The following is a 22,088-nucleotide window of genomic DNA, read 5'->3' on the forward strand; positions in this document are numbered from 1 at the left end:
TCAATCACCTCCACGAAGTATCCGATGACCCTCTCCCGTGCGATCCCTCCCCGGAAGCCGCATCATAATCCCGGTTTCCCCTGATTTTATACCCGAAATCTGTTCCAGACCGCCAAGCATATTCTGCTGCTTCGCCTTCTGCGTTTCATACCACCCTGTCACTTCCTGCCCCTTTGGAATAAAGCTATAAAAGATAATGTCCGCATCATCGACATTTTTAATACACGCCTCCAGAAGAGCCCAGCGCCTCCTTATCCTTTCCCGTGTCATTTTATGTTTTGAACGTCTGCCAAAAAGTTTCTCCGCAAACTTTTCATAGTTCCTTTCCTCCTCGATACATTCTCCTGTCACCCGGTTGATTTCCTCTATCGTATGAACATCTTTCCCTTCAATATCTCCCAGATAATACAACATCCCTCTGTGATAAACCATACAATCTTCCAGCTTGTATGAAAAATTATTTTTAATATTACCTAAAAGCTGCAGATCTATGATTGAGATACTTGCTTCAACACCTCCATCAAGCCGGACGGAAGTCTTACTTTGCAGATCAATTCCTTCAAAGCATGGCACTTTTCCAATATGCGCCGTATTTTTTCCTTCCCCCTGCTGCATAATCATTTCCTGCCAAACACTTTTTCCTGTATTTTCCATGGTATCACCATAGTCCATGACCGGTCCTCCATCCATCGCCACATCATACTGCCCGGTCTGATCATTAATCACCCGGAAAGAGCTTTTTAACACTCCCACCCCCTGTTGATCCAGTTCCATCTGATTCAGGTAATTAATACACCGTCCTTCCAGACGGGTACTGGTCCCTGTCAGATAGATCAACACAGAGAACACCAGTGCACTGACCGGCAGGATTCCCCAGATTATCATCCGATGTCGGGATTTTCTCAAAAAATGACCTGCCATAATACCGGTCACCAGAATATATATTCCAAGAAAAACCATATACAGCTTCAAATTCGGTAATTTATTCCAATCCGTGATCTGAAGGCCACTGCTGATAATACTGTTTTCTGTCTTTTGCCTCTGTCCCGCCTCCGTTACCGTTTTCCGGTCTGCACTATGATCTAAAAGCAGGGTTTTAATATAGTTTCCGTGAACATCCCAGCATCTGGACGGAAGCTGTAACGAAACACCACTGACAATAAGCTTTCCTAAACCGATGCTTTTTTCCTGAAAAACAACGTCTCCCTTCCGGGTTTCTAAAAACGACGTCCCCCCTTTCACGTCAAGCTTCTGAAGCCTCCGATGGATTTTCTGAATGGAAATATCCTGCAGCGTCGCTTTTCGTTCTGCTGCCGTCAACTGAAGAGACAGAAAATCCCTCAGCATAGTTACGCTGAAATTACGGCTTAAATACCGATATACCTCTCCATCCTGCCGAATGCATTCCGATGATCCATCCAACTTATTGATCTCTGTTTTCCATTTTTCATAAAGCTCATCCGACAGATTATTTCTTAGAAAATTCTTTACCTCATCTGTCTTTGCAGCGGTTGCTTCCCGGAGAATTATTTTACGGATACGTTTCATGCTTTTCCGATTCAACCCAAAATTGGTATTTATATTTAATGACTTTGTCTTTCTCCACTCAAATAATTTCCCCCGAAACGGTGAAATCTCTTTTGCCTCTCCGGAATCTGCCAACACTAATGTTCCACCACTGCGCACCCAGTTTATTAAAGCTCTGACCTGCTGTTCTTCCAGAGTCTGCAGATCCACATTACTTACCACAAAAACATCAAGCCATTCCAGTCCCCGGGCATCCACCGGCAGTTCTTTTTTAGAAAGATATGTTACATTCGTATCTGCACCTTCCATATATCCCAGTTTTTCCTTACTTCCACAGCAGATTCCTGTATATATCTCATCCTCATTGCGGTCACGATCCAGCCAGATCTCTCCCGTATATATTACCTGCTGTCTTCCCTGCAGCAATGTTACATCCAAAATGTCACTTTCCGTTCCCACAGGAATATACATCCGGATCGTCCGGCTTTCTCCTCCCTGAATCTCAAATGACCTCTCATATGTTTTCTCCTGACCGGATTTTCCCGGTAATACCTGTAACACTCCCGAAAAATCACCACCGGTATTCCGGATGTCTGCTTTAAGCTGCACATATCTCCCCAGACGGACTTTTCCCTGATATCCTGCCGCAACATCCATATGAATATTACCTCTGGTAAAAGAAATCCCCCGGCTCAGATATGTTGAATCCTTCGAAGCAGACTCCTTCTTGCTGCCGTCATTTTCCAGGCGGTACAAAAGCGTCAGTCCAACGATGACTAATAAGATCCAGAATATGCTTTTAATGATATATCTCCAATATCTTCTCACACTCACGCATCCTCCGTTGCTTCCTTCCGTGGAATCTCCACAGAAAATACAGTCCCCTGCAGACCGCTCTCCACCGTTATTGTTCCACCATGAAGCGTTATAATCTCTTTGGCGATGTTTAATCCCAGCCCTGTTCCTCCGGTCCCCGGCGATCTTGCGCCCTCCACACGGTAAAATCTTTCAAAGATCATATCCAGACTTTTCTCCGGTATGATCAGTCCATAATTGGTGACGGAAAATGTTACATTCCGACCTTTTTCCAGCCGGATAATGATCTGCTTGCCATCTTTTCCGTATTTGACCGCGTTGCTTAACAGATTTTGTACCGCACGCGCCATCAGATCCGGATCAACATCCATCTCCAGTTCCCGGCACTCCGTCTGAAAGCTGCATGTCAGCTCATTTTCCTCTAACAACGGATAAAATTCCTCTATCATCTGTTCCACCAGTTTTACAAAATCAATCCTGTGACGATGCAGCGTAATCTCTCCACTCATTAATTTCGTATAATCAAAAAGATCCTGGATCAAGCCTTCCAGCCGGTCCGCCTTTCGGGCTGCCACCTCCGCAAAATGCTGTCTCTGTTCCACATCATACTTGTCCGTATCCATTGCAAGATTCAGATAACCACTGAGAGAGGTCAGCGGGGTTCTGAGATCATGGGCCAGACACGCGATCATCTCTTTATTGGATTGCAGTGCCTCTCGTTCTGATGCCATCAGTCTTGATAATTCCTCCGTCATCTGATGGACAGACCGGGCAATCTCCCCAATCTCATCCTGCCTGTCTACCGGCAGACTTCCTGCTTCTCTGTCTCTGGTCATAGAGCTGATACCATCCGCAATATCTGACAGATCTCCTGTGACCTTTCTGGTCAGAAGCAGAAAATAAAATATAAAAAGCAGCAGTCCCGCGGCCATCCCTACAACTGCAATAGTATATAAGGTATCGTCTCCGATATTTCCCAGCGTCCGCAAAAAAGATGTCTTCATTCCGGAGTTACCCTCTGTAAAATACGCTTCTGTATAATCGGATGTCACATTAGAATAATCATACAACGAATTCTGCCTGGATACTCCTAACACGGTGGACATCAGATATAGCAGTAATGCCAGAATTCCTTCTGTGGCTGCCGCAAGCAAAAGGCTGGCTGTTCCATATAACACCAGCTTCATCCGCAGACTTTTCCATATATTATGCTTCAATTTTATAACCTACTCCCCAGACCGTCTTAATGATCTGAGCCTTTCTCTGCCTTCCTTCCAGCTTCTCTCTCAGACGCCTGATATGCACCATCACTGTATTGCTCATATCAAAGCTTTTTTCCTTCCAGACTGTTTCAAAAATTTCATCCGTACTGAATACCTTACCCGGATGGGATGCCAGCAGATAAAGAATCTCAAACTCTAAATGCGTCAAACGGACCGGATTACCAAATGCTTTGACGGAATGGGTGTTTTTTTCGATATAAAGATTTTCCAGCCGGATCTCATCGCTTTTTTCTGCCGGATCCTGCGCTCCAAACCTTTGATAGCGGCGCAGCTGTGACTTCACTCTCGCCGCCAGCTCCCCCTTTTGAAACGGCTTTGTCACATAATCGTCTGCACCAATTTCCAGCCCGGCTACCTTATCCTCCTCGGAATCCCTGGCACTCAGCATGATCACCGGAATCGTACTGAACTCCCGGATCCTTTTGCAAACCTGAATCCCATCCACCCCCGGCATCATAATATCAAGGATTGCCAGATCAATCTTTTCTCTGCCAAATATATTTAACGCCTCCGCTCCATCATATGCCTTAAATACACGAAAGCCCTCTCCTGCCAGATGAAGCTCCACCAGCTCTGCAATATCCGGATCATCATCTGCCACAAGAATTGTTGCCATATACCCGCTCATCAAAATCCCCTTTCTCCTACTAAAATACCCATCGGATCTGTCTCTATATAGAATAACATATCCCATGGGTATCATAAATTACAAATTTATTAAGATTATTGTTCTACAGGTGTCTCGCCCCACAACTTACGCAGTAAAGCAATCTCTCTGCGATAGCCGTCATCATCATTTGGTGTCTCCAGAATAAACGGCAGATCTCTCAGCACCGGATGATTGATGATCCGTGTGATCGCCTCAATTCCCAAATGACCTTCCCCGATCTTCTCATGGCGGTCCTTATGCGCCTCCAGAGGGTTCATACTGTCATTGAGATGAACTGCCTTTAACCGGTTCAGACCGATCACCTGATCAAACTCCTGAAGCACCTCATCCAACTGCTCCACAATATTATAGCCGCCATCCCAGATATGGCATGTGTCCAGACAAACTCCCAGCTTATCACTAAGTTCCACCCGGTCAATAATCTCACGAAGCTCCTGAAAATTACGTCCTACCTCGCTGCCCTTTCCTGCCATAGTTTCCAGCAGTACCGTTGTCTGCTGCTCCGGAAAAAGAGAGACATTTAATGCTTCTGCAATGAGGTCAATGCCTTTTTCGGCCCCCTGTCCCACATGAGAACCCGGATGAAAATTATAATAATTTCCCGGTACATACTCCATTCTCTTCATGTCATCCTGAAACATCTCAATGGAAAAGCTCCGGACATTTTCCTTCGCTGCACAAAGATTCATAGTATAAGGTGCGTGAGCTACCAGCTTTCCAAAATGATGCTCCTCCATCAACGCTAACAGCTTATCCACATCTGCCGGATCAATTTCCTTCGCCTTACCTCCACGGGGATTTCTCGTAAAAAACGCAAAGGTATTCGCTCCAAGGGATAACGCCTGCTTTCCCATTGCTTCGAAGCCCTTGGAAGCCGAAATATGAGCTCCTATATACATAATAATCTACTTTCCTTTCTCTACCCGCAGACCTTAAACTGCAGGCACGCAATTTCATTAACAGCTTTCATCTTTCATGGAAATCTTTAAGGTTTCCTTCTCCTTGCTGCCAAGCTTTGGTGTACTACGGTCGGCAAGACTCTCATAAGCCTTCGGCACCATAATACTCTGATACGCCGGACGAATGATCTTATCCACATTGATCAGCTCCTCCATACGGTGCGCACTCCAGCCTACGATACGCGCCATCGCAAAGATTGGAGTAAACAGCTCTGTCGGAATACCAAGCATAGTATATACAAAACCACTGTAAAAATCCACATTTGCACTGACACCCTTGTAGATCGCACATTCCTCGCCGATCACCTCCGGCGCAATACGCTCGATCATAGAATATAATGCATAGTCTTTATTTTCATGCTTCTCTGTCGCAAGTCTCTCCACAAATCCGCGGAACGCCACGGCTCTCGGATCAGAAATGGAATAAACAGCATGACCCATACCATAGATCAGGCCACGATGATCAAAGGCTTCCTTATGAAGGATCTTCTTGAGATATGCTCTCACCTCATCCTCATCTGTGGTATCTTTTACATGCTCCTTAATATCCCGCATCATCTCAACCACCTTGATATTGGCACCGCCATGCTTTGGTCCCTTCAGGGAAGAAAGAGCTGCCGCAATAACAGAATATGTATCGGAACCTGCCGATGTAACGACGCGGGTTGTAAAGGTAGAATTATTACCGCCGCCGTGCTCCATGTGAAGTACAAGTGCCATATCAAGCACCTTCGCCTCCAGATCCGTATATTTTTTATCCGGACGGAGCATTCTCAAAATATTCTCTGCCGCAGAAAGATTGTCATCCGGACGATGAATATAAAAACTCTCATCTCTCTCATAATGATTATATGCATGATAACCGTATACAGAAAGCATCGGGAATACACTGATCAGCATCAGGCACTGTGACAATACATTCTCCAGACTGATATCTGACACCTTATCATCATAGGAAGACAGGGTCAGTACACTCTTTGTCAGGGAATTCATAATATCCTGGCTTGGCGCCTTCATAATAACGTCACGGACAAAGTTCGTTGGGAGTCTGCGGTTCTTTGCCAGAATCCCGCTGAACTCCTTTAACTCACTCTTAGTCGGCAGATTACCAAACAACAGAAGATATGTGATCTCCTCAAATCCAAACCGATGATCCTTTCTCATGCCATTGGTAAGATCATAAATATTATATCCGCGGTAAAAAAGCTGTCCGTCACATGGCTTCACTTTTCCGTCTACAATGTCGCTCGCCTTGATCAAAGAAATATTTGTAATACCGGAAAGGACTCCTTTTCCGTTTTTGTCCCTAAGACCACGCTTTACCCCATACTCTGCAAAAAGACTGCTGTCAATGGAATTGTTCTGAATACAGACATCCTTATACTTTTGTGTAAAATCGCTCATCATTTTTTCAAAATTATCCTGCACAATATCACCTTTCCTTTCAAAAAACACCCTCGGGTTACAAAACCGTCTTCCACATATGCCGATGCATTTCCCCATTCACTTACTGCATCGCTTCCGATATATTCTGGTGAATCTTCTGAGCCACCTTCTGTACAATCTGTAACTCCTCTTCACTGATCCCCCGGAAAACCGATTGAAACATATCCTTCTGACACTGCCGCGCCATCTCCAGCACATCTGCTGCCTCCGGCTGCACCGTCAAATGAATATACCGTCTGTCCTGATCATCATACTGTTTCTTTAAATATCCGCGAAGCAGCAGACTGTCAATGGCCTTGGAGACATTGGACTTGGTATAATGAAAGATCCTGACCAGATCCTTCGCCGTATTGCTGCTTCCATGATTATCAAAGAAAAGTAACACACGCACTTCCATAAGCGTCATATTAAATTTTTCAGTAATTTCGGAATACATTGCTTCTTGATACTTTTTGAAATACTGACCACTTAATAATTGTTCCACTCTGTCATCCATGATGCCCTCCCCCATTACCTGACCTTGACCGGACATAATGCTTTTCCTGCTTCAGACAGTTCATTTTAGAACTATTATATCAAAATTTGCTCTTTCCGTCAATCCAATTTCCCCGGATCAATTCTAAAGCTTTTCTAAACAAAAATTACGCCGGTAAATAATTACACGACGCAATTTTGTTCTTTTCTATCACTATGTTAAATATACCGGTACAAAATCCACCGTTCCATGCTCGATATTCATCACCAGATAAGACGGCTGATGCCCCGGCTGGCGGGGCTGTGAAATACTGCCCGGATTGACAACCCAGACATCTCCACGCTTTTCCATATGGGGAATATGCGTGTGCCCGCAGACGACGATCTGCACATCATTGGCCCGCGCCATCTCACTCATGTTTCCAATACTGTCAATGCCTGCATACTGATGACCGTGAGTCAGCAAAATCCGATATCCGCCGATTTCCACAATTCTGGATAATGGAACTCCGCTGAGACTACTGTCACAATTTCCGCGAACCATATCTACCGGCACCCCTGCCAGATCATAAATCTCCTGTGGGGAGCACTGAAAATCTCCGGCATGCAGCATCCGGCAATGGGTTCCTCTCATATTGGCCACTGCTTTTCTAAGATTATCATTGCGTCCATGAGAATCACTGACGATCAGCACTTTGATCTGTTCCTGCTCTGTTTCTCCCATTTTTCCACTCCTGTTCTTATACAATCCCATACTCTTTCATTTTGTCATACATAGCGGTCAATGCACGGCCTCTGTGGCTGATCTTGTTTTTTTCCTCCGGCGGAAGCTCTGCTGTCGTACATCCAAGCTCCGGCACATAAAAGATCGGATCATATCCAAAACCATTCTCTCCCTTTTCGCTGTAACCGATCTGTCCCTCTACCACGCCACGGCATGTAAAGCTTCTGCCATCCGGAAATACACAGGCGATCACACAGACAAAACGGGCACTGCGGTCCTCTCCCTCCACATCCTTCAAAAGCTCAATGATATAATTATTTTTTACTGTATATGGAGTATCCTCTCCCATATAACGTGCAGAATAAATCCCGGGTGCTTTATCCAATGCATCCACCTCCAGCCCGGAATCATCTGCCAGCACGATCTGTCCTGTGATCTCAGAAATCTTGCGGGCCTTGATCAGTGCATTCTCCTCAAAAGTACTGCCATCCTCCACAATCTCTACATTCTGTAAGCCCTCATCCTTCAGGGAAGAAAATACAATATCCTCTCCCTGCAGGATCTGGCGGAATTCTTTCATTTTTCCTTCATTTCCGGTTGCCACAATAATCTTTTTCATGATCATAATTCCTCTCTTTTTATCTTCTTTTCATCAATAGCTCTGTCCTGTTTTTAGGACACCTACTTTTCTATCCTCTGCAGACTTTTGCACAATCCGTTATAAATTCCCTGTGCAATCTCCCTCTGGTTCTTTTGTTTTTTGAGATATCTCATATCTGACCGGTTGGTCATATATCCCACCTCGACAATGGTAACCGGCACATCCGCATGATGCATCAGATACAGCTGATCTCTCCGTATCACCTTACGACGCTGCCTGCCGGTCGTTTCGCAAACCTCATCAAGAATATCCTTTGCAAGCTGCCTGCTGGACAGATTTCCTGCTGTGGTTTTCTTTCTGCCGGAATATAATGTTTCCACTCCCTTTGCCGTCGTGTCATAAGCATCCGAGGCATTACAGTGAACACTGATCAATACATCTGCTCCGGCATCCTTCGCCAGCCTGACCCTGTCCCTTTTGGAAATATCCCTGTCGTCCAGTCTGGTATAGTATGCCTTGATATCGGTGCCATCCAGAATCTGTTTCAGACATCCCACAATTTTAAGTGCCGAGTCCTTTTCCCGATACTTCCAGTCCACCGAACCCGTTCCTTCATCATCTCCTCCGTGTCCGGCATCAATAACCACAACGTGGGAATATACCTCTTTCGGACGACGAAGTACAATATAGCAGGCATCCTCCGACTCCAAAAGCTCCGGCTCATAGATCCGGTTCATACAAAAAGTGAATCGTGCCGTCTTATGTGTCTGGGATACCTTCTGCTTTTTGATCACTTCTTCCTTTCGGAAGTTTCCGTCTCCACCATGATATTTTATCGAAGTCCTTCCATATCCCCTGACGGAGGCTCCTTTCATAGTCAATGTCATGGTCCGTTCCACATAATCATTATCCAGCCGCACAGAGATGGCCTGTCCTGTTACTGTTTTGCTGATCTCTATATAATGTTCTCCCAGCCGGCTGAGTTCATCCTGCTTCATAACATGTGCTTCCACATGCTCAATATTGGACAACTTCTGTGTCTGTGCCGTCTGCCCGCTGCCGTTCTCCTTTTGCCAGAAACTCTTCTGTGACGAAAGATTTCCGGCAATCGTGATCAACAGGACAAACACCAGCAGACCCGCACTGCGAAACGCAAGTCTGCGCCATTCCCACATCTCCATCTATATTAATTCCTCTCTTGAATTTTAAGAACCGGCAAAAGATTCCCTTTTGCCTTTGAAGATATTGTACCATAGATTACATTAAACCACAAATTACAACACTTTTCTTTGTCTTTTTAGTTGAAAGAGATTCCCTCACCCTGTATAATAAAATAGTTATGTTTTGCAGTTTTCACTGCAGTATTACGGATCATTTTATAACAGGAGAGAAAATTATGACAAAGACTATGAATTTACAGGGTGTCTGGGATTTCCAGCTTGACACAGGCTGTACCGGCATCCACGAAGCATTTTATACAAAAAATTTCGATGATACGATTTCTCTGCCGGGTACCACCTCTATGGCACAGAAGGGAACATTTTCTGACAAAATGGAAACAGGAACTCTGACAGATCCTTATCTGTATGAGGGATATGCATGGTACTCCAAGGAGATTCATCTGGAACCGGAGGATGTGGGCAGGGAGATCCTGCTCTATCTGGAGCGTACCCGTGTAACTATGGTATGGGTCAACGATATACAGATCGGTACTTATGACAGTCTGAATACACCACATATTTACAACCTTACAAAGGCCGTGACCGGACAGGACTTCCGTCTGACCATACTGGTTGCCAATCTTCAAAAGCCGGAGGAAGGGGACGCCGATCCACTGGCTTATCCCACAAAGGGCGGTCATCTGACCTCCCCGGATACACAGACAAACTGGAACGGTATTATTGGTGAGATTTCTCTTCGCATTCACGAAGCCTGCTATATCTCCCATATCAAGACACTTCCGGATACAAAAATCGGTACTGTGACACTGGAAATGACTACCGTAAACGCTTCCGGTTCGGATGCTTCCCACACCATTGAGATCCATTCACAACTTCGTGACCGTGACGGACTCAAAGATCTGATTACCCCTGTCCAGTCCTTTGAAATTCCATTTCCGGCAGGAGAAGCAGTATATTCTGTGACATATGATCTGGGAGAGCATCCGGTACTCTGGAGTGAATATACCCCGGTCATCTATGAACTGACCGTCTCCTTCGCAGACAGCACCGAAACTGTCACCACCACTTTCGGACTTCGTGATTTTACTACCGAGGGACATGATTTTCTGATCAACGGCCGCAAGACATTTCTGCGAGGCAAGCATGACGGTCTGATCTTCCCACTGACCGGTGCCGTTCCTGCTACAGTTGGGGAATGGATCAAGGTATTGTCCATCTCCAAAAGCTATGGCATCAACCATTACCGTTTCCATACCTGCTGTCCTCCGGATGCCGCATTTACTGCTGCTGATCTGGTGGGTATCTATATGGAGCCACAGCTTCCGTTCTGGGGTACGATGACAGCTCCGGGAGAGGAAGGCCACAATGAAACCGAACAGTCCTATCTCATTGAAGAAGGCTACCGTATGATGAAATATTTCGGAAACCACGCCTCCTATTGTATGATGTCTCTGGGCAATGAGCTCTGGGGCAGCAAAGAACGGATCTCAGAGATCCTCGCCGCATACAAGGCTGTGGATACCCGTCACTTATATACACAGGGCTCTAACAATTTCCAGCACACACCGGTCATTCTGCCGGAAGAGGACTTCTTCGTTGGCGTGCGCCTGAGCAAGAACCGTCTGTTCCGTGGCTCCTATGGTATGTGCGACGCACCGCTGGGACATATTCAGTCTGCCGAGCCTGCGACCCGCAAAAACTATGACGAAGCGATCCTGCCATCCAAGGCTGCCGCTGACAGCGGAGATGAGGCTGCAGAGATTGAAATCCAGTACGGCACCGGTGTCAAGAAAGTAAAAGCTGCCGAGAATACCGAGGTGCTGATGCCGGAGATTCCTGTGGTATCTCATGAGATCGGTCAGTACTGTGTATTTCCGAATTTCCACGAGATTGATAAATATACCGGTGTATTAAAAGCCAGAAACTTTGAGGTATTCCGGGATCATCTAGAAGAAAAGGGCATGCTTGATCAGGCAGATGACTTTTTCTACAACAGTGGTAAGCTTGCCGTTCAGTGCTACAAAGAAGAACTGGAGGCTGCTGCCCGCACAAAAAATCTTGCCGGTTATCAGATTCTGGATATTCAGGATTTCTCCGGACAGGGAACTGCTCTGGTGGGTATCCTGGACGCTTTTATGGACAACAAGGGTCTTGTGACCACAAAGGAATGGGCGGGCTATTGCTCCGATGCGATCCTGATGGCAGAATTTGACAGCTATGTCCTGACAGCAGGCTCTGTATTTGAGTTCTCCACTGCATTCCGTTATTACCGCCCGGAGAGTCTCGCAGGCAAGTCTGTCACGTACCGCTTCACCCTGCAGGATGGCACAAAGGCAGCCGTGGGAACAATCCCTCTGCCGTCTGACATTCTCGGACTGGTGAAGCTGGAGGATATCTCTATTCCGGTTCCTGCCATCAATGATGCCACAACAGCGGTACTTTCTCTCTTCATTGAGGGAACCGGCATTTCCAACGAATATGAGCTATATCTCTATCCTGCCGACAATGATCATCTGGATCTTGCCAACGTGGCATCGGTGGGCGAAGGCGCTGAGAAAACATATATTACAAATGACTTTGACCAGGCAGAAGCAATGCTTACCGAGGGCAAACGTGTCCTTTATCTGCCAAAGGAGACAGTCGAGAGCCTCAAGGGCTTCTACTGTACGGAGTTCTGGTGCTATCCAATGTTCCGCGATATCTGTGAGTGGATGAAAAAACCGGTAGCCGTAGGTACCATGGGCCTGCTGATCCAGAATGAGCATCCGGCATTAAAGCAGTTTCCTTCCCACACCTACGCAACACCACAGTGGTATCAGCTGGTATCCCACTGTGACTGTGCAATTCTGGATGACACGACAGACAAAAGCTACCGCCCAATCATACAGATGATGGATAACTTTGATCGTAACCATAAGCTTGGTATCCTCTTTGAGGGACAGGTTGGAACCGGCTCCTTGATGGTCTGCACGATCCGTCTCAGCGAGCTTGTCAATCTTACAGAACCAACCAGAGATGATGCCATTACTGCAGCAGGCGAGATCATCAGCCACCGCGATGTCACACATCTTCCGGAGGTAGATCAGTTTATCAAGTCTCTGATCTCTTATGTAAGCTCGGATGCATTCCGGCCGGAGCAGACACTGGATATGAAGAAGCTGCGGAAAACATTTGTAGGGGAATGATGGAAAAGTAAACAGAATAAACGAGAGATAGGCTGCGACATTTTGCCGTAGCCTATTTTGATACTGCTCTTTTCATATTTCTTTAATATCAATAATTTTTTATATTTTTCTCAAAAAAACTTCGCTCAAACATCGCTCATTTTTTTTGAGCGGAAATGTGTGTCAAAATCCTTTTACATCCGCTGTGCAAACGCCTTCCTGCTATACATATAATAGATCACAAACAACACGCCTCCGGTAAATATCCATGAAGCCACATACACATTCATCAGCATTCCAAAGGTCGGAACCATCTTAAAGATCGTTACCAGCCAGATCATTCGAAAGACCACCGTTCCCAGAATAGTCACAACAGACGGCTCCAGAGATCTGCCCATGCCTCTCATGGCAGCACTTTCCACCTCGTAGGTTGCAGTCAGTCCCTCCAGGGCACAGACGCGCTCCATCCGAATAATGCCGTAAGCGGCAACGGCCTGGCTTGTGGTATAGATGCTGACAAAGAATCCCTTCCACAAAATAAATACAACACTCAATATCTCCGTAAAACCGATTCCAAACAGCATACACAGCCAAAAGATCCTGCGGCACCGCTTGAAATTTCCGGCACCATAATTCTGGCTGGTAAAGGTTACTGCCGCCTGCGCAAATGCATTGGCAATATCGTATGTAAAATATTCAAAATTTAAAGCCAGAGAGGAGCCGGCAATGGCATCCTCTCCAAAGGAATTGATGCCGCTCTGGATAAACACATTAGAGATAGAAAAAATGGCTCCCTGAATTCCCGCCGGGATGCCAATGATCAGCACCTTTTTCAAATCTGCCCATTTAATCCTCATATGGTGAAAACGAAATTGAAACTCATCCTGTCTGCAATGAAGACAATGGATCACAAGAGATGCGCTCAATATATTGGAGATCACCGTAGCGATCGCCACGCCGGATACTCCCAGCCGGAAGCAGATCACAAGGACCAGATTCAGTATCACATTGACGATCCCGGATGCCAGAAGATAATACATTGGGTGTCTGGTGTCTCCAAAACTTCGAAGTGCTGCTGACCCAAAATTGTAGATCAGCATAAAGGGAATACTCAAAAAATAGATCCTGATATACAATAAGGCTTCTGCCATAACGCTTTCCGGTGTGCCGGATGCTTCCAAAACAAGCCGGGCCGTCAGCATACCAAGAAGCATCAGAAATACCCCCAAAACTGCTCCGAAGGTTAAAACCGTATGAAGCATACCCGGAATCCGTTCCCGTTTCTTCTGACCGATCAGACTGGCTAACACGGCATTTGGTCCCACCGAAAGTCCTACGATCAGATTAACAAAGATACCTACCAGTGCCACGCAGCTTCCCACGGCCGCCAATGCCTGATCTCCCGCAAATCGTCCCACAACGGCAACATCTGCAGAATTAAAAAGCTGCTGTAAAATACTACTAAACGCCAACGGAAGGGAAAACAGAATTAATTTTCCTGCAATCCCTCCGTTTAACATATCCATCTCTTTTTCTTTTGCTGCGGTTTTCATGATCTTTTGCCTCCACATTCCCTAACACTGTATCACAATTTATATCAAATAGAAAGTGTGGATATCATCAAAAATTGTATATTATACCTATACCAATTTCTTTTTCAGATACTGTGGCATTACAGCTCCCGGATCACATCCTCCCGTACCGGATCCATATGTTCATCAATAAGACCAAAATCCATCTCCTTATAACTCCATGCCGCCCTTCCAATACCATACTTTTCAAAAACAGCATGAATACTCTGATACCATTTCAGAGTGTCTCCCGGAGATGCCAGATTGATCACTCCATATTCCCCACAATATAATGGTACATTTCTCTCCTCAGCAACTGTAATAGCCTCTGCAAACAGCTTTTCAAAGAATTCACTGTCCAGAGCATGGGCAATGTCCTTTGCCGGCTCCAGCATGATCACATTGTCTGGAAGATATTCCTTGGTCTTGTCCATAAACACGGACATGTCATTATCAAAGGACATCCGGTAATCCGCAGGCATGGTATCAACCCAGCCCGCTCCCTGATGAGTAAAGATCAGAGGCTCATAGCAATGAAAATTATAAACAATGTTCTCATCTGCCGGCATCGGAAGATCCTTTACTGCAGTAACACTATTATTCCAGTAGCCACCAATCATAATCTTTGTTTTCGGAGCAATAACACGGATCCTGCGGATACATTCTGCTGAAATCTGCTTCCATGCATCCATAGTCTTCTCGTCCGTCACTTCATTAAGAAGCTCAAAGGCAACCTGATCTCCATATCCGGCAAATCTCCGGGCAATCTCCTCCCACAGGGTATAGAAATACTCCTGATAACTTTCCTCCGCAAAAAAACCATGCTCCTGCTCATTTTTATCAAAGGAATAACCTGCGGTTTTATGAAGATCCAAAATGACATTCAGCCCATATTTCCGGCACCACTCCACAGCACTCTTCACATAACCAAAACCATCCTCCTTAAATGCTCCGTTTTCCTCCCGCAGGACATTGTAATCCATTGGCAGACGAAGATGGTCCAACCCCCAGGTACTAAGACGTCTGATGTCTTCCTCCTCAATAAAATGCTCCAGCCTTTCCTTGCTGTAATCACACTGGGATAACCAGCCGCCAAGATTGACACCCTTTTCATATCCGATCCATTTTCTCATCGTGATCACCTTTCCTTTCTTTTTCTTGCATTTATATAAGCATTGTCTGTTTTCTTTTTACAACTTCATCATAGTATTATTTAGCCGGATATGATACAATGAAACAGATAAATATATCATAATACCGATATAATATGATATCAGGGTCAAAAGCAGATAGTAATATATGTTTACATCCAAATTACTATCTGCCGGCTTAACCATGGCATCATAAAATTACTTTCCACAGAAAGGAGCTTTCATACCCATGAATGTTAAAAAGGAACTCCGGAATCTCCTCGCCAAGCAGCAGGAGGAAGAATATTTTCATATCTCCCTGGAGGAGGAATTTGCCTTCTACCGGGATATTGCCTCCGGCAATCCGGACATTTTGCAGGGAGATATCGCCAATCAGAACTGGGAACATATGGGAACATTATCTGCAAATCCTCTGCAGAATATGAAGTATCATCATGTCATTCTGATCGCTATGATCACCCGTTTTTGCATTGAAGGGGGACTGGAACCGGAGCAGTCCTTTACCCTCAGTGACCTCTTGATCCGAAAGGTGGATCAGTGTACCAGTCAGGAGGAGCTCGCCGGGATCAAGGTGAAGGCTGTCACTGCTTTTACCAACGCCATGCATGAGCTTCGTCAAGGGAAAGCCCTTTCCTATCATGTCCGGCATGGCATCGATTACATTGTCAAACATATGTCCCACCCTCTTTCCAGCCGGGAAGTTGCAGCAGCACTGGGACTTCACCCGGAATATTTATCGAAGCTTTTCAAAAAAGAAACAGGATATACCCTGCAACAGTATATCCTGCATAAAAAATGTGAAACCTCCTGCTATATGTTGAAAAACAGCACCATTAGCTGTACCGATATCAGTTCCTTTCTGGGCTTTGCCTCCTGCAGCCATTATATCCGCTGCTTCCACCGGGAATATGGTGTCACACCGGGGCAATACCGGCGAAACGAGGATCTCACTGACTATTCCAGGCATTGAAATTCCATCTGGAATACGATATCTTAAAATTATGCAAATCGAAGTTGCGAAGCAACTTCTAATATGAACCCTTTAGGGTTCATTATACACCGCATATGCGCTGTTATACATACGGCGAAGATTTTCCTTGCTGTTGTACTGCTCCCCGATACAAAACTCCTTGGACCATGTCATATAATATGCCCATGGTGTATGGGACTCTGCCAGCATATCCACATCCGGCATATAACCCACCTCAGCCAGAGCCGCCACCTTATTGGTACTGGTCGCCCGGATCAGCTCCTCGTATTCCTTCGCATAGTCTGTGGGCGCATATTCCGGCAGGTAAATATCTACAGAAACAATATCCACAAACGCATCCCCCGGATATCCCTCCGGCAGTCTGCAGTTCCATACCCAGAGCAGATTGTCCAGATGACATTCATTCACATAATAATCATACATCAACAGATACAGATCCCTGGCAACCTCCGGTCCCTTAGACCCCCACCAGAACCAGGTTCCGTCTGACTCATGAAACGGTCTCCAGAGAATTGGGATTCCTGCCTCTTTAAACTCCTCAAGATAACCGGCGATCACCTTCATATCGTGATAAAACGCCTCCCGCTCCGGTGTCCCTTCGACCAGTACCTTTGCCGGATCAAAATCAGTATGCTCCGCATAAAAGCTTTTGTCCCTGCCTCCTAAAGGAGAAAACCAGTGAAAGGAAAATGTTACGATCCCATCGGATTCCTTTGCCCATTTCATGGCTGTTTTTAATGTGTCTCTGTTTTCGTACACCTCGGTAAGACATGCCTCTCCGGCATCTGCCTCATTGATATTGGGAGAATATGCCAGAAGCTCAAAACCTCTCAGCTTCGGCTGCTTTCCGGTAATCTCCCGGATATATGTAATCTCCTCCATAGGATTTGTCTGGGTATGCTGTCCCGTAATAATCCCATGTCCTGCTGTCTGTTCCAGATAATTTAAAAGAGCTGCTGCCTCCGGAGAGGCATTTTGATTCACCGGTTTCTGCATTTTGAGATGCCTCCTGTTTTCATTACTGATTCTGCATTCCTGCTCTGTCCAATTTCACAGACACTTTGTACACATAAAGTTTTGTTATATGATGTCCGCATTTTCGGACACATCATCCTTTAAGATAAATTTGTGGATCACCTTTGCCACACCATCCTCATCATTGGAGGCTGTCACATAATCTGCTGCATCCTTTACCACCGGCTGGGCATTCTCCATGGCCACTCCAAGACCGGCATATTTGATCATAGACAGATCATTAAAACCATCTCCGCAGGCGATCATATCTTTCCTTTTATTTCCTGTCATTTTACAGAAACGTTCCAGAGAAGCCGCCTTGTCAATGCCCTTTGGGGTGATCTCCACAAAAAACGGCTCACTCCGGCTGATACAGAGCTTGTCCCCAAACTTTTCGGCATAGATCTTCTCTGCTTCCGCTGCCATCTCCGGCTCGGCTGTTCCCAGACATTTATTCAATGGAAAATCCACATAATCCTCGACCTTTTCCATCTGTTTCACCGGCAGATGATTGATATTCTTCTCCACATCAATATACTCATCATAATGCATTCCGGTGATGATATTGTTATCCTCATCATAGGAAAGCAGACCAATATCCAGCTTTCTTGCCAGAGAGAACAATTCCGGCACAAGCTCCGGCGGCAGTGTTTTCTGGTAGATCACCTCATCACTGCTGCAGTCCGTAATCTTTCCACCATTAAAGGATAAAATATATCCTCCATGCTCCTTTAATTTTAACTCCTTTGCTAAAGGCGTGATCCCTGCGGTGGGACGCCCGGATGCAAGGACCACGGTATGTCCCTTCTCCTGCATCTCCATCAGTGCCGCCTTTGTCTCCGGCGTGATCTTCTTTTCTGAATTGGTCAATGTGCCATCTAAATCCAGCACCAATACTTTTTTATCCATTTCTATTCACGGTTCCTTTCTCACCCTACGCAAACTGGCTGTTATACAAGTTTGCATAGAATCCGTTCTGTGCAAGCAGGCTTTCATGGCTGCCCTGCTCAATAATGTTACCATCCTTCATCACCAGAATAATATCGGCATTTTTGATCGTTGACAAACGATGTGCCACAATAAAACTCGTTCTTCCCTTCATAAGCTTTTCGAATGCTCTCTGGATCCGTATCTCCGTACGGGTATCAATCGAAGAGGTTGCCTCATCCAGTATCAGCATCGGAGGCTGGCAAAGCATAACTCTTGTAATACATAATAACTGCTTCTGTCCCTGGGAAAGATTATCTCCATCCTCACGAACCACCGTATCGTAGCCCTGTGGCAGACGTTTAATAAAGCTGTGGGCATGAGTTGCCTTTGCTGCTGCAATGATCTCCTCCTCGGTTGCATCCGGTCTTCCCATGATAATGTTATCCCGGATCGTCCCATCCTTAAGCCATGTCTCCTGAAGCACCATACCGATATTGCTTCGCAGGCTGGCTCTTGTCATATTGCGGATGTCGGTGCCGTCCACTGCGATCACACCCTTATTCACATCATAGAAACGCATCAGCAGATTGATCACCGTAGTTTTTCCACATCCGGTTGGTCCGACGATCGCCACACGCTGTCCCGGCTTTACGGTAAGATTAAAATCCCGGATCAGCTTCTGTTCCGACACATAGGAGAAGGAAACATTTTTCAGTTCCACCGCACCCTTCACCTGTGTCAGCTCGATCGCATCCGGCTTGTCCGGCTCCTGCGGCTCTGCCTCCATCAGTTCAAACACTCTGGCAGCACAGGCGATCGCATTCTGCAGTTCGGTAATGACACCGGAGATCTCATTAAACGGCTTGGTATACTGGTTTGCATAGCTTAAGAAGCTGGTGAGTCGTCCCACAGACAGCATTCCGTGAATGGCAAAAAATGCACCCACAATACCGACTCCCGCATACACCAGATTGTTGACAAAACGTGTGGCCGGGTTGGTAATAGATGAAAAGAAGGTGGCTCTCAGAGAATACTTCTCCAGTCTGCCGTTGATCTCATCAAACTGCTCCAGAGAGCGTTTCTCGTGACCATATGCCTGTACCACTCTCTGATTGCCGATCATCTCGTCGATCAAAGCCGTCTGGGCTCCTCTTTCCTTTGACTGCATTTGAAACATGGTGTAAGACTTTTTGGCAATAAAGCCTGCCACAAAAAAAGACAACGGAGTCACCAGAATCACCACAAGCGTGATCCATACATTGATCTGCAACATAAACACCAGAGTCCCAACAATCGTCATCACACCGGTAAATGCCTGGGTAAATCCCATCAGAAGACCATCGGCAAACTGGTCCACATCTGCGATCACACGGCTTACAATATCACCTGCCGCATGGCCATCCAGATACTTCAGAGGCACGATCTGAATCCGGTCCATGGCATCTTTCCGGATATCCTGAACCACGTGATAAGTAATATAGTTATTGCAGATATTCATGATCCACTGTGCCACACCTGTAATTGCCAGCACGATCAGCATCGTTTTCACGATCGGCTTTAAGCCGGCAAAATCAACCTTTCCCTTCTCTACCATAAGATCCACGGCATTACCTGTAAGGATTGGAAGATAAAGTGTTGTGATCACCGTCACCGCTGCAAAGATCAGCGACATCACTACACGAACCCGATACTTTTTAATATATTTCATTACTTTTTTCAGAGTCTTCTTCTGGTCATCTCTGGTCATTTTTTCTTTTCCTGCCACCTTTTATCTCACCTCTTCCTTCTGCGTCTTTGTTTCCCCCGGTTTCTTAAACTGGGAATCATAAATTTCCTTATATACACTGCAGTTTTCGAGCAGTTCTTCGTGGGTTCCCATCCCCACAAGCTGTCCGTCATCCAGTACCAGAATTTTATCCGCTTGCTGGATAGAAGAGGTTCTCTGCGATACAATAAATATCGTTGATGTATTTTTCAATGTACCAAGGGCTTTTCGAAGCTTTGCATCTGTTGCAAAGTCAAGTGCCGAAGCACTGTCGTCCAGGATCAGAATGGAAGGCTTTCGCACCAGCGCTCTGGCAATGGTAAATCTCTGTCTCTGTCCTCCGGAAAGGTTTCTCCCCCCCTGTTCGATCTCGTAATCCAGTCCCTCCGGCTTACCGGCAACCACTTCAGATGCCTGTGCGAGCTCCAATGCCTCATTGATCTGTTTATCGTCTGCATCCGGATTACCCCAGTGGATATTTTCACGGATGGAGCCATGGAACAGCACCGCCTTCTGCATTACGATACCAATATTCTGCCGCAGTTCTTCCAGTCTGTACGATTTTACGTCCTGTCCGTTAATTCGTACACTTCCCTCTGTGGCATCATAAAATCTCGGAATCATATGCACCAGAGAAGTCTTTCCGGAACCGGTACCACCAATAATACCGATGGTCTGACCCGGCTCTGCCGTAAAAGTGATATCCTCCAGAGACGCTTCTCCCGCACCTTTATATGCCAATGCCACATGGTCAAACTCCACAAGTGCCGGTTTCTTGTCCTGCCCCGGCTCAAAGGATACATTCCCGTCCTCCAGACTGCTGTTTACCTCCAGCAAGGACTGGATACGATTGCCGCATGCCACACATTTTGTAGTCATGATGATAGTATTGGCAAGCTTGACTAACTCCACCAGAATCTGTGACATGTAATTGATCAGCGCCACGATCTGTCCCTGTGTCAGAGTTCCCATATTGATACGGACCGCTCCGGTCCAGATCAGTGCCACCAAAGCTCCGTTGATCATAATATAAGTGACCGGATTCATCAGTGCGGAAATACGTCCCACAAAAAGCTGCATTCTGGTGAGCAGATCATTTTCCTGACGAAAGCTTTCTCTCTCTGCCTGCTCCTTGTTAAATGCTCGGATCACACGTACACCGCTCAGATTCTGTCTTGTCACCCCCAGCAGACGGTCCAGATGTCCCTGCACCTTCTGGTACATAGGCATGGTCATAAGCATAATGCCAAACACGACAATAGCGAGCAGCGGAATGACTATCGCAAAGATAAGTGCCGCCTTTACATCAATGGTAAATGCCATGATCGCCGCACCAAATACAATAAACGGAGATCGGAGGAAAAGACGAAGTGCCAGGTTGGTTCCTGACTGAACCTGATTGATATCACTTGTCATTCTCGTGATCATCATGGAGGTTCCCGCCTCGTCCATCTCGGTAAAGGACAACGACTCAATATGCTCAAACACCGCATGACGAAGCTTTGTCGCAAAGCCTACCGCCGCTTTTGCCGCAAAATACTGTGCCGTGATGGAGCAGGTCAGACCGATCGCCGCCAGCACCAGCAAAAGACCACCCATCTTCCAGATGTACGGCACATTGTTTTGGGAAATACCTCTGTCGATCAGCCATGCCATAACCATGGGAACGGTGAGATCAAAGCATGCCTCCAGCAATTTAAACAAAGGGCCCAGGATACATTCCTTCTGATACTCCGTAATATACTTCAATAGTTTTTTCATCAGATGCCTCCTAAAAGTAATATGCCCAAAAGACACAACTTTTATTGTATCGTGTATCTG

17 protein-coding genes are annotated in these 22,088 nt (G+C 46.0%); 2 read left to right on the plus strand and 15 right to left on the minus strand.

Annotation, left to right across the window (positions count from 1 at the left end; translation table 11 throughout):
* The 9 genes from H8704_RS00510 to H8704_RS00550 all read right to left on the minus strand — a co-directional run bounded on the left by H8704_RS00510 (window position 1) and on the right by H8704_RS00550 (window position 9,681).
* Window positions 1–2,355 carry a hypothetical protein gene (locus H8704_RS00510; protein WP_249296884.1) on the minus strand — a complete coding sequence of 785 codons (2,355 nt, stop codon included), beginning with the start codon at window positions 2,353–2,355 and terminating at the stop codon, window positions 1–3.
* Between the two features lie 2 nt (window positions 2,356–2,357).
* On the minus strand, window positions 2,358–3,560 hold the full coding sequence (locus H8704_RS00515) for a sensor histidine kinase (RefSeq protein WP_118678036.1): 1,203 nt from the start codon (window positions 3,558–3,560) through the stop codon (window positions 2,358–2,360).
* A complete protein-coding gene (locus H8704_RS00520) occupies window positions 3,550–4,242 on the minus strand; it encodes a response regulator transcription factor (protein WP_118678046.1) in 693 nt (230 codons plus the stop codon). The genes H8704_RS00515 and H8704_RS00520 overlap by 11 nt, the downstream gene beginning before the upstream one ends.
* Before the next feature lie 107 nt (window positions 4,243–4,349).
* Window positions 4,350–5,195, minus strand: coding sequence for a deoxyribonuclease IV (locus H8704_RS00525; RefSeq protein WP_022464883.1), 846 nt, complete (start codon window positions 5,193–5,195; stop codon window positions 4,350–4,352).
* A gap of 57 nt (window positions 5,196–5,252) precedes the next feature.
* Window positions 5,253–6,662, minus strand: coding sequence for a citrate/2-methylcitrate synthase (locus H8704_RS00530; protein ID WP_022464884.1), 1,410 nt, complete (start codon window positions 6,660–6,662; stop codon window positions 5,253–5,255).
* A gap of 100 nt (window positions 6,663–6,762) precedes the next feature.
* A complete protein-coding gene (locus H8704_RS00535) occupies window positions 6,763–7,233 on the minus strand; it encodes a MarR family winged helix-turn-helix transcriptional regulator (protein WP_249296885.1) in 471 nt (156 codons plus the stop codon).
* A gap of 156 nt (window positions 7,234–7,389) precedes the next feature.
* Window positions 7,390–7,899: a metallophosphoesterase family protein gene (locus tag H8704_RS00540; RefSeq protein WP_249296886.1), complete on the minus strand. Its 510-nt coding sequence runs from the start codon at window positions 7,897–7,899 to the stop codon at window positions 7,390–7,392.
* 16 nt (window positions 7,900–7,915) lie between these two features.
* Complete coding sequence (locus tag H8704_RS00545) at window positions 7,916–8,518, minus strand: XTP/dITP diphosphatase (RefSeq protein WP_249296887.1); 603 nt, start codon at window positions 8,516–8,518, stop codon at window positions 7,916–7,918.
* Between the two features lie 62 nt (window positions 8,519–8,580).
* Window positions 8,581–9,681 carry an N-acetylmuramoyl-L-alanine amidase gene (locus H8704_RS00550; protein ID WP_249296888.1) on the minus strand — a complete coding sequence of 367 codons (1,101 nt, stop codon included), beginning with the start codon at window positions 9,679–9,681 and terminating at the stop codon, window positions 8,581–8,583.
* Window positions 9,682–9,896: 215 nt separating this feature from the next.
* Between H8704_RS00550 and H8704_RS00555 the strand changes: the two genes are divergently transcribed.
* The gene (locus tag H8704_RS00555; protein WP_249296889.1) at window positions 9,897–12,866 is read left to right on the plus strand and encodes a sugar-binding domain-containing protein; all 2,970 of its coding nucleotides are present in this window, start codon (window positions 9,897–9,899) and stop codon (window positions 12,864–12,866) included.
* Window positions 12,867–13,039: 173 nt separating this feature from the next.
* Here H8704_RS00555 and H8704_RS00560 read toward each other — a convergent pair whose 3' ends face one another.
* Window positions 13,040–14,398 (minus strand): MATE family efflux transporter, encoded by a 1,359-nt coding sequence (locus H8704_RS00560; RefSeq protein WP_249296890.1) that lies wholly within the window; start codon window positions 14,396–14,398, stop codon window positions 13,040–13,042.
* Between the two features lie 119 nt (window positions 14,399–14,517).
* Entirely contained in the window at window positions 14,518–15,549 is a 1,032-nt protein-coding gene (locus H8704_RS00565; protein WP_249296891.1) for a glycoside hydrolase family 5 protein, read from the minus strand.
* A gap of 247 nt (window positions 15,550–15,796) precedes the next feature.
* Here H8704_RS00565 and H8704_RS00570 point away from each other — a divergent pair, with 247 nt between their 5' ends.
* Complete coding sequence (locus H8704_RS00570; RefSeq protein WP_249296892.1) at window positions 15,797–16,537, plus strand: AraC family transcriptional regulator; 741 nt, start codon at window positions 15,797–15,799, stop codon at window positions 16,535–16,537.
* Between the two features lie 72 nt (window positions 16,538–16,609).
* On the opposite strand, the gene H8704_RS00575 is transcribed toward H8704_RS00570, so the two are convergent.
* The 4 genes from H8704_RS00575 to H8704_RS00590 all read right to left on the minus strand — a co-directional run bounded on the left by H8704_RS00575 (window position 16,610) and on the right by H8704_RS00590 (window position 22,028).
* A complete protein-coding gene (locus tag H8704_RS00575; RefSeq protein ID WP_249296893.1) occupies window positions 16,610–17,554 on the minus strand; it encodes a glycosyl hydrolase in 945 nt (314 codons plus the stop codon).
* Window positions 17,555–17,638: 84 nt separating this feature from the next.
* A complete protein-coding gene (locus H8704_RS00580) occupies window positions 17,639–18,481 on the minus strand; it encodes a Cof-type HAD-IIB family hydrolase (RefSeq protein WP_249296894.1) in 843 nt (280 codons plus the stop codon).
* Window positions 18,482–18,506: 25 nt separating this feature from the next.
* Window positions 18,507–20,249, minus strand: coding sequence for an ABC transporter ATP-binding protein (locus tag H8704_RS00585; RefSeq protein WP_249297096.1), 1,743 nt, complete (start codon window positions 20,247–20,249; stop codon window positions 18,507–18,509).
* Window positions 20,250–20,270: 21 nt separating this feature from the next.
* A complete protein-coding gene (locus H8704_RS00590; RefSeq protein ID WP_249296895.1) occupies window positions 20,271–22,028 on the minus strand; it encodes an ABC transporter ATP-binding protein in 1,758 nt (585 codons plus the stop codon).
* Window positions 22,029–22,088: the final 60 nt, after the last annotated feature.

It is taken from the genome of Jutongia huaianensis (assembly GCF_014384985.1).
GTDB classification, from domain to species: Bacteria; Bacillota; Clostridia; order Lachnospirales; family Lachnospiraceae; genus Jutongia; species Jutongia huaianensis.

Bases quoted from the DNA above. Each gene is read 5' to 3' on its own strand.
- H8704_RS00520 (WP_118678046.1), bottom strand. From the start codon at position 4,242: ATGGCAACAATTCTTGTGGCAGATGATGATCCGGATATTGCAGAGCTG.
- H8704_RS00525 (WP_022464883.1), bottom strand. From the start codon at position 5,195: ATGTATATAGGAGCTCATATTTCGGCTTCCAAGGGCTTCGAAGCAATG.
- H8704_RS00530 (WP_022464884.1), bottom strand. From the start codon at position 6,662: ATGATGAGCGATTTTACACAAAAGTATAAGGATGTCTGTATTCAGAAC.
- H8704_RS00535 (WP_249296885.1), bottom strand. From the start codon at position 7,233: ATGTCCGGTCAAGGTCAGGTAATGGGGGAGGGCATCATGGATGACAGA.
- H8704_RS00540 (WP_249296886.1), bottom strand. From the start codon at position 7,899: ATGGGAGAAACAGAGCAGGAACAGATCAAAGTGCTGATCGTCAGTGAT.
- H8704_RS00545 (WP_249296887.1), bottom strand. From the start codon at position 8,518: ATGAAAAAGATTATTGTGGCAACCGGAAATGAAGGAAAAATGAAAGAA.
- H8704_RS00550 (WP_249296888.1), bottom strand. From the start codon at position 9,681: ATGGAGATGTGGGAATGGCGCAGACTTGCGTTTCGCAGTGCGGGTCTG.
- H8704_RS00555 (WP_249296889.1), top strand. From the start codon at position 9,897: ATGACAAAGACTATGAATTTACAGGGTGTCTGGGATTTCCAGCTTGAC.
- H8704_RS00560 (WP_249296890.1), bottom strand. From the start codon at position 14,398: ATGAAAACCGCAGCAAAAGAAAAAGAGATGGATATGTTAAACGGAGGG.
- H8704_RS00565 (WP_249296891.1), bottom strand. From the start codon at position 15,549: ATGAGAAAATGGATCGGATATGAAAAGGGTGTCAATCTTGGCGGCTGG.
- H8704_RS00570 (WP_249296892.1), top strand. From the start codon at position 15,797: ATGAATGTTAAAAAGGAACTCCGGAATCTCCTCGCCAAGCAGCAGGAG.
- H8704_RS00575 (WP_249296893.1), bottom strand. From the start codon at position 17,554: ATGCAGAAACCGGTGAATCAAAATGCCTCTCCGGAGGCAGCAGCTCTT.
- H8704_RS00580 (WP_249296894.1), bottom strand. From the start codon at position 18,481: ATGGATAAAAAAGTATTGGTGCTGGATTTAGATGGCACATTGACCAAT.
- H8704_RS00585 (WP_249297096.1), bottom strand. From the start codon at position 20,249: ATGACCAGAGATGACCAGAAGAAGACTCTGAAAAAAGTAATGAAATAT.
- H8704_RS00590 (WP_249296895.1), bottom strand. From the start codon at position 22,028: ATGAAAAAACTATTGAAGTATATTACGGAGTATCAGAAGGAATGTATC.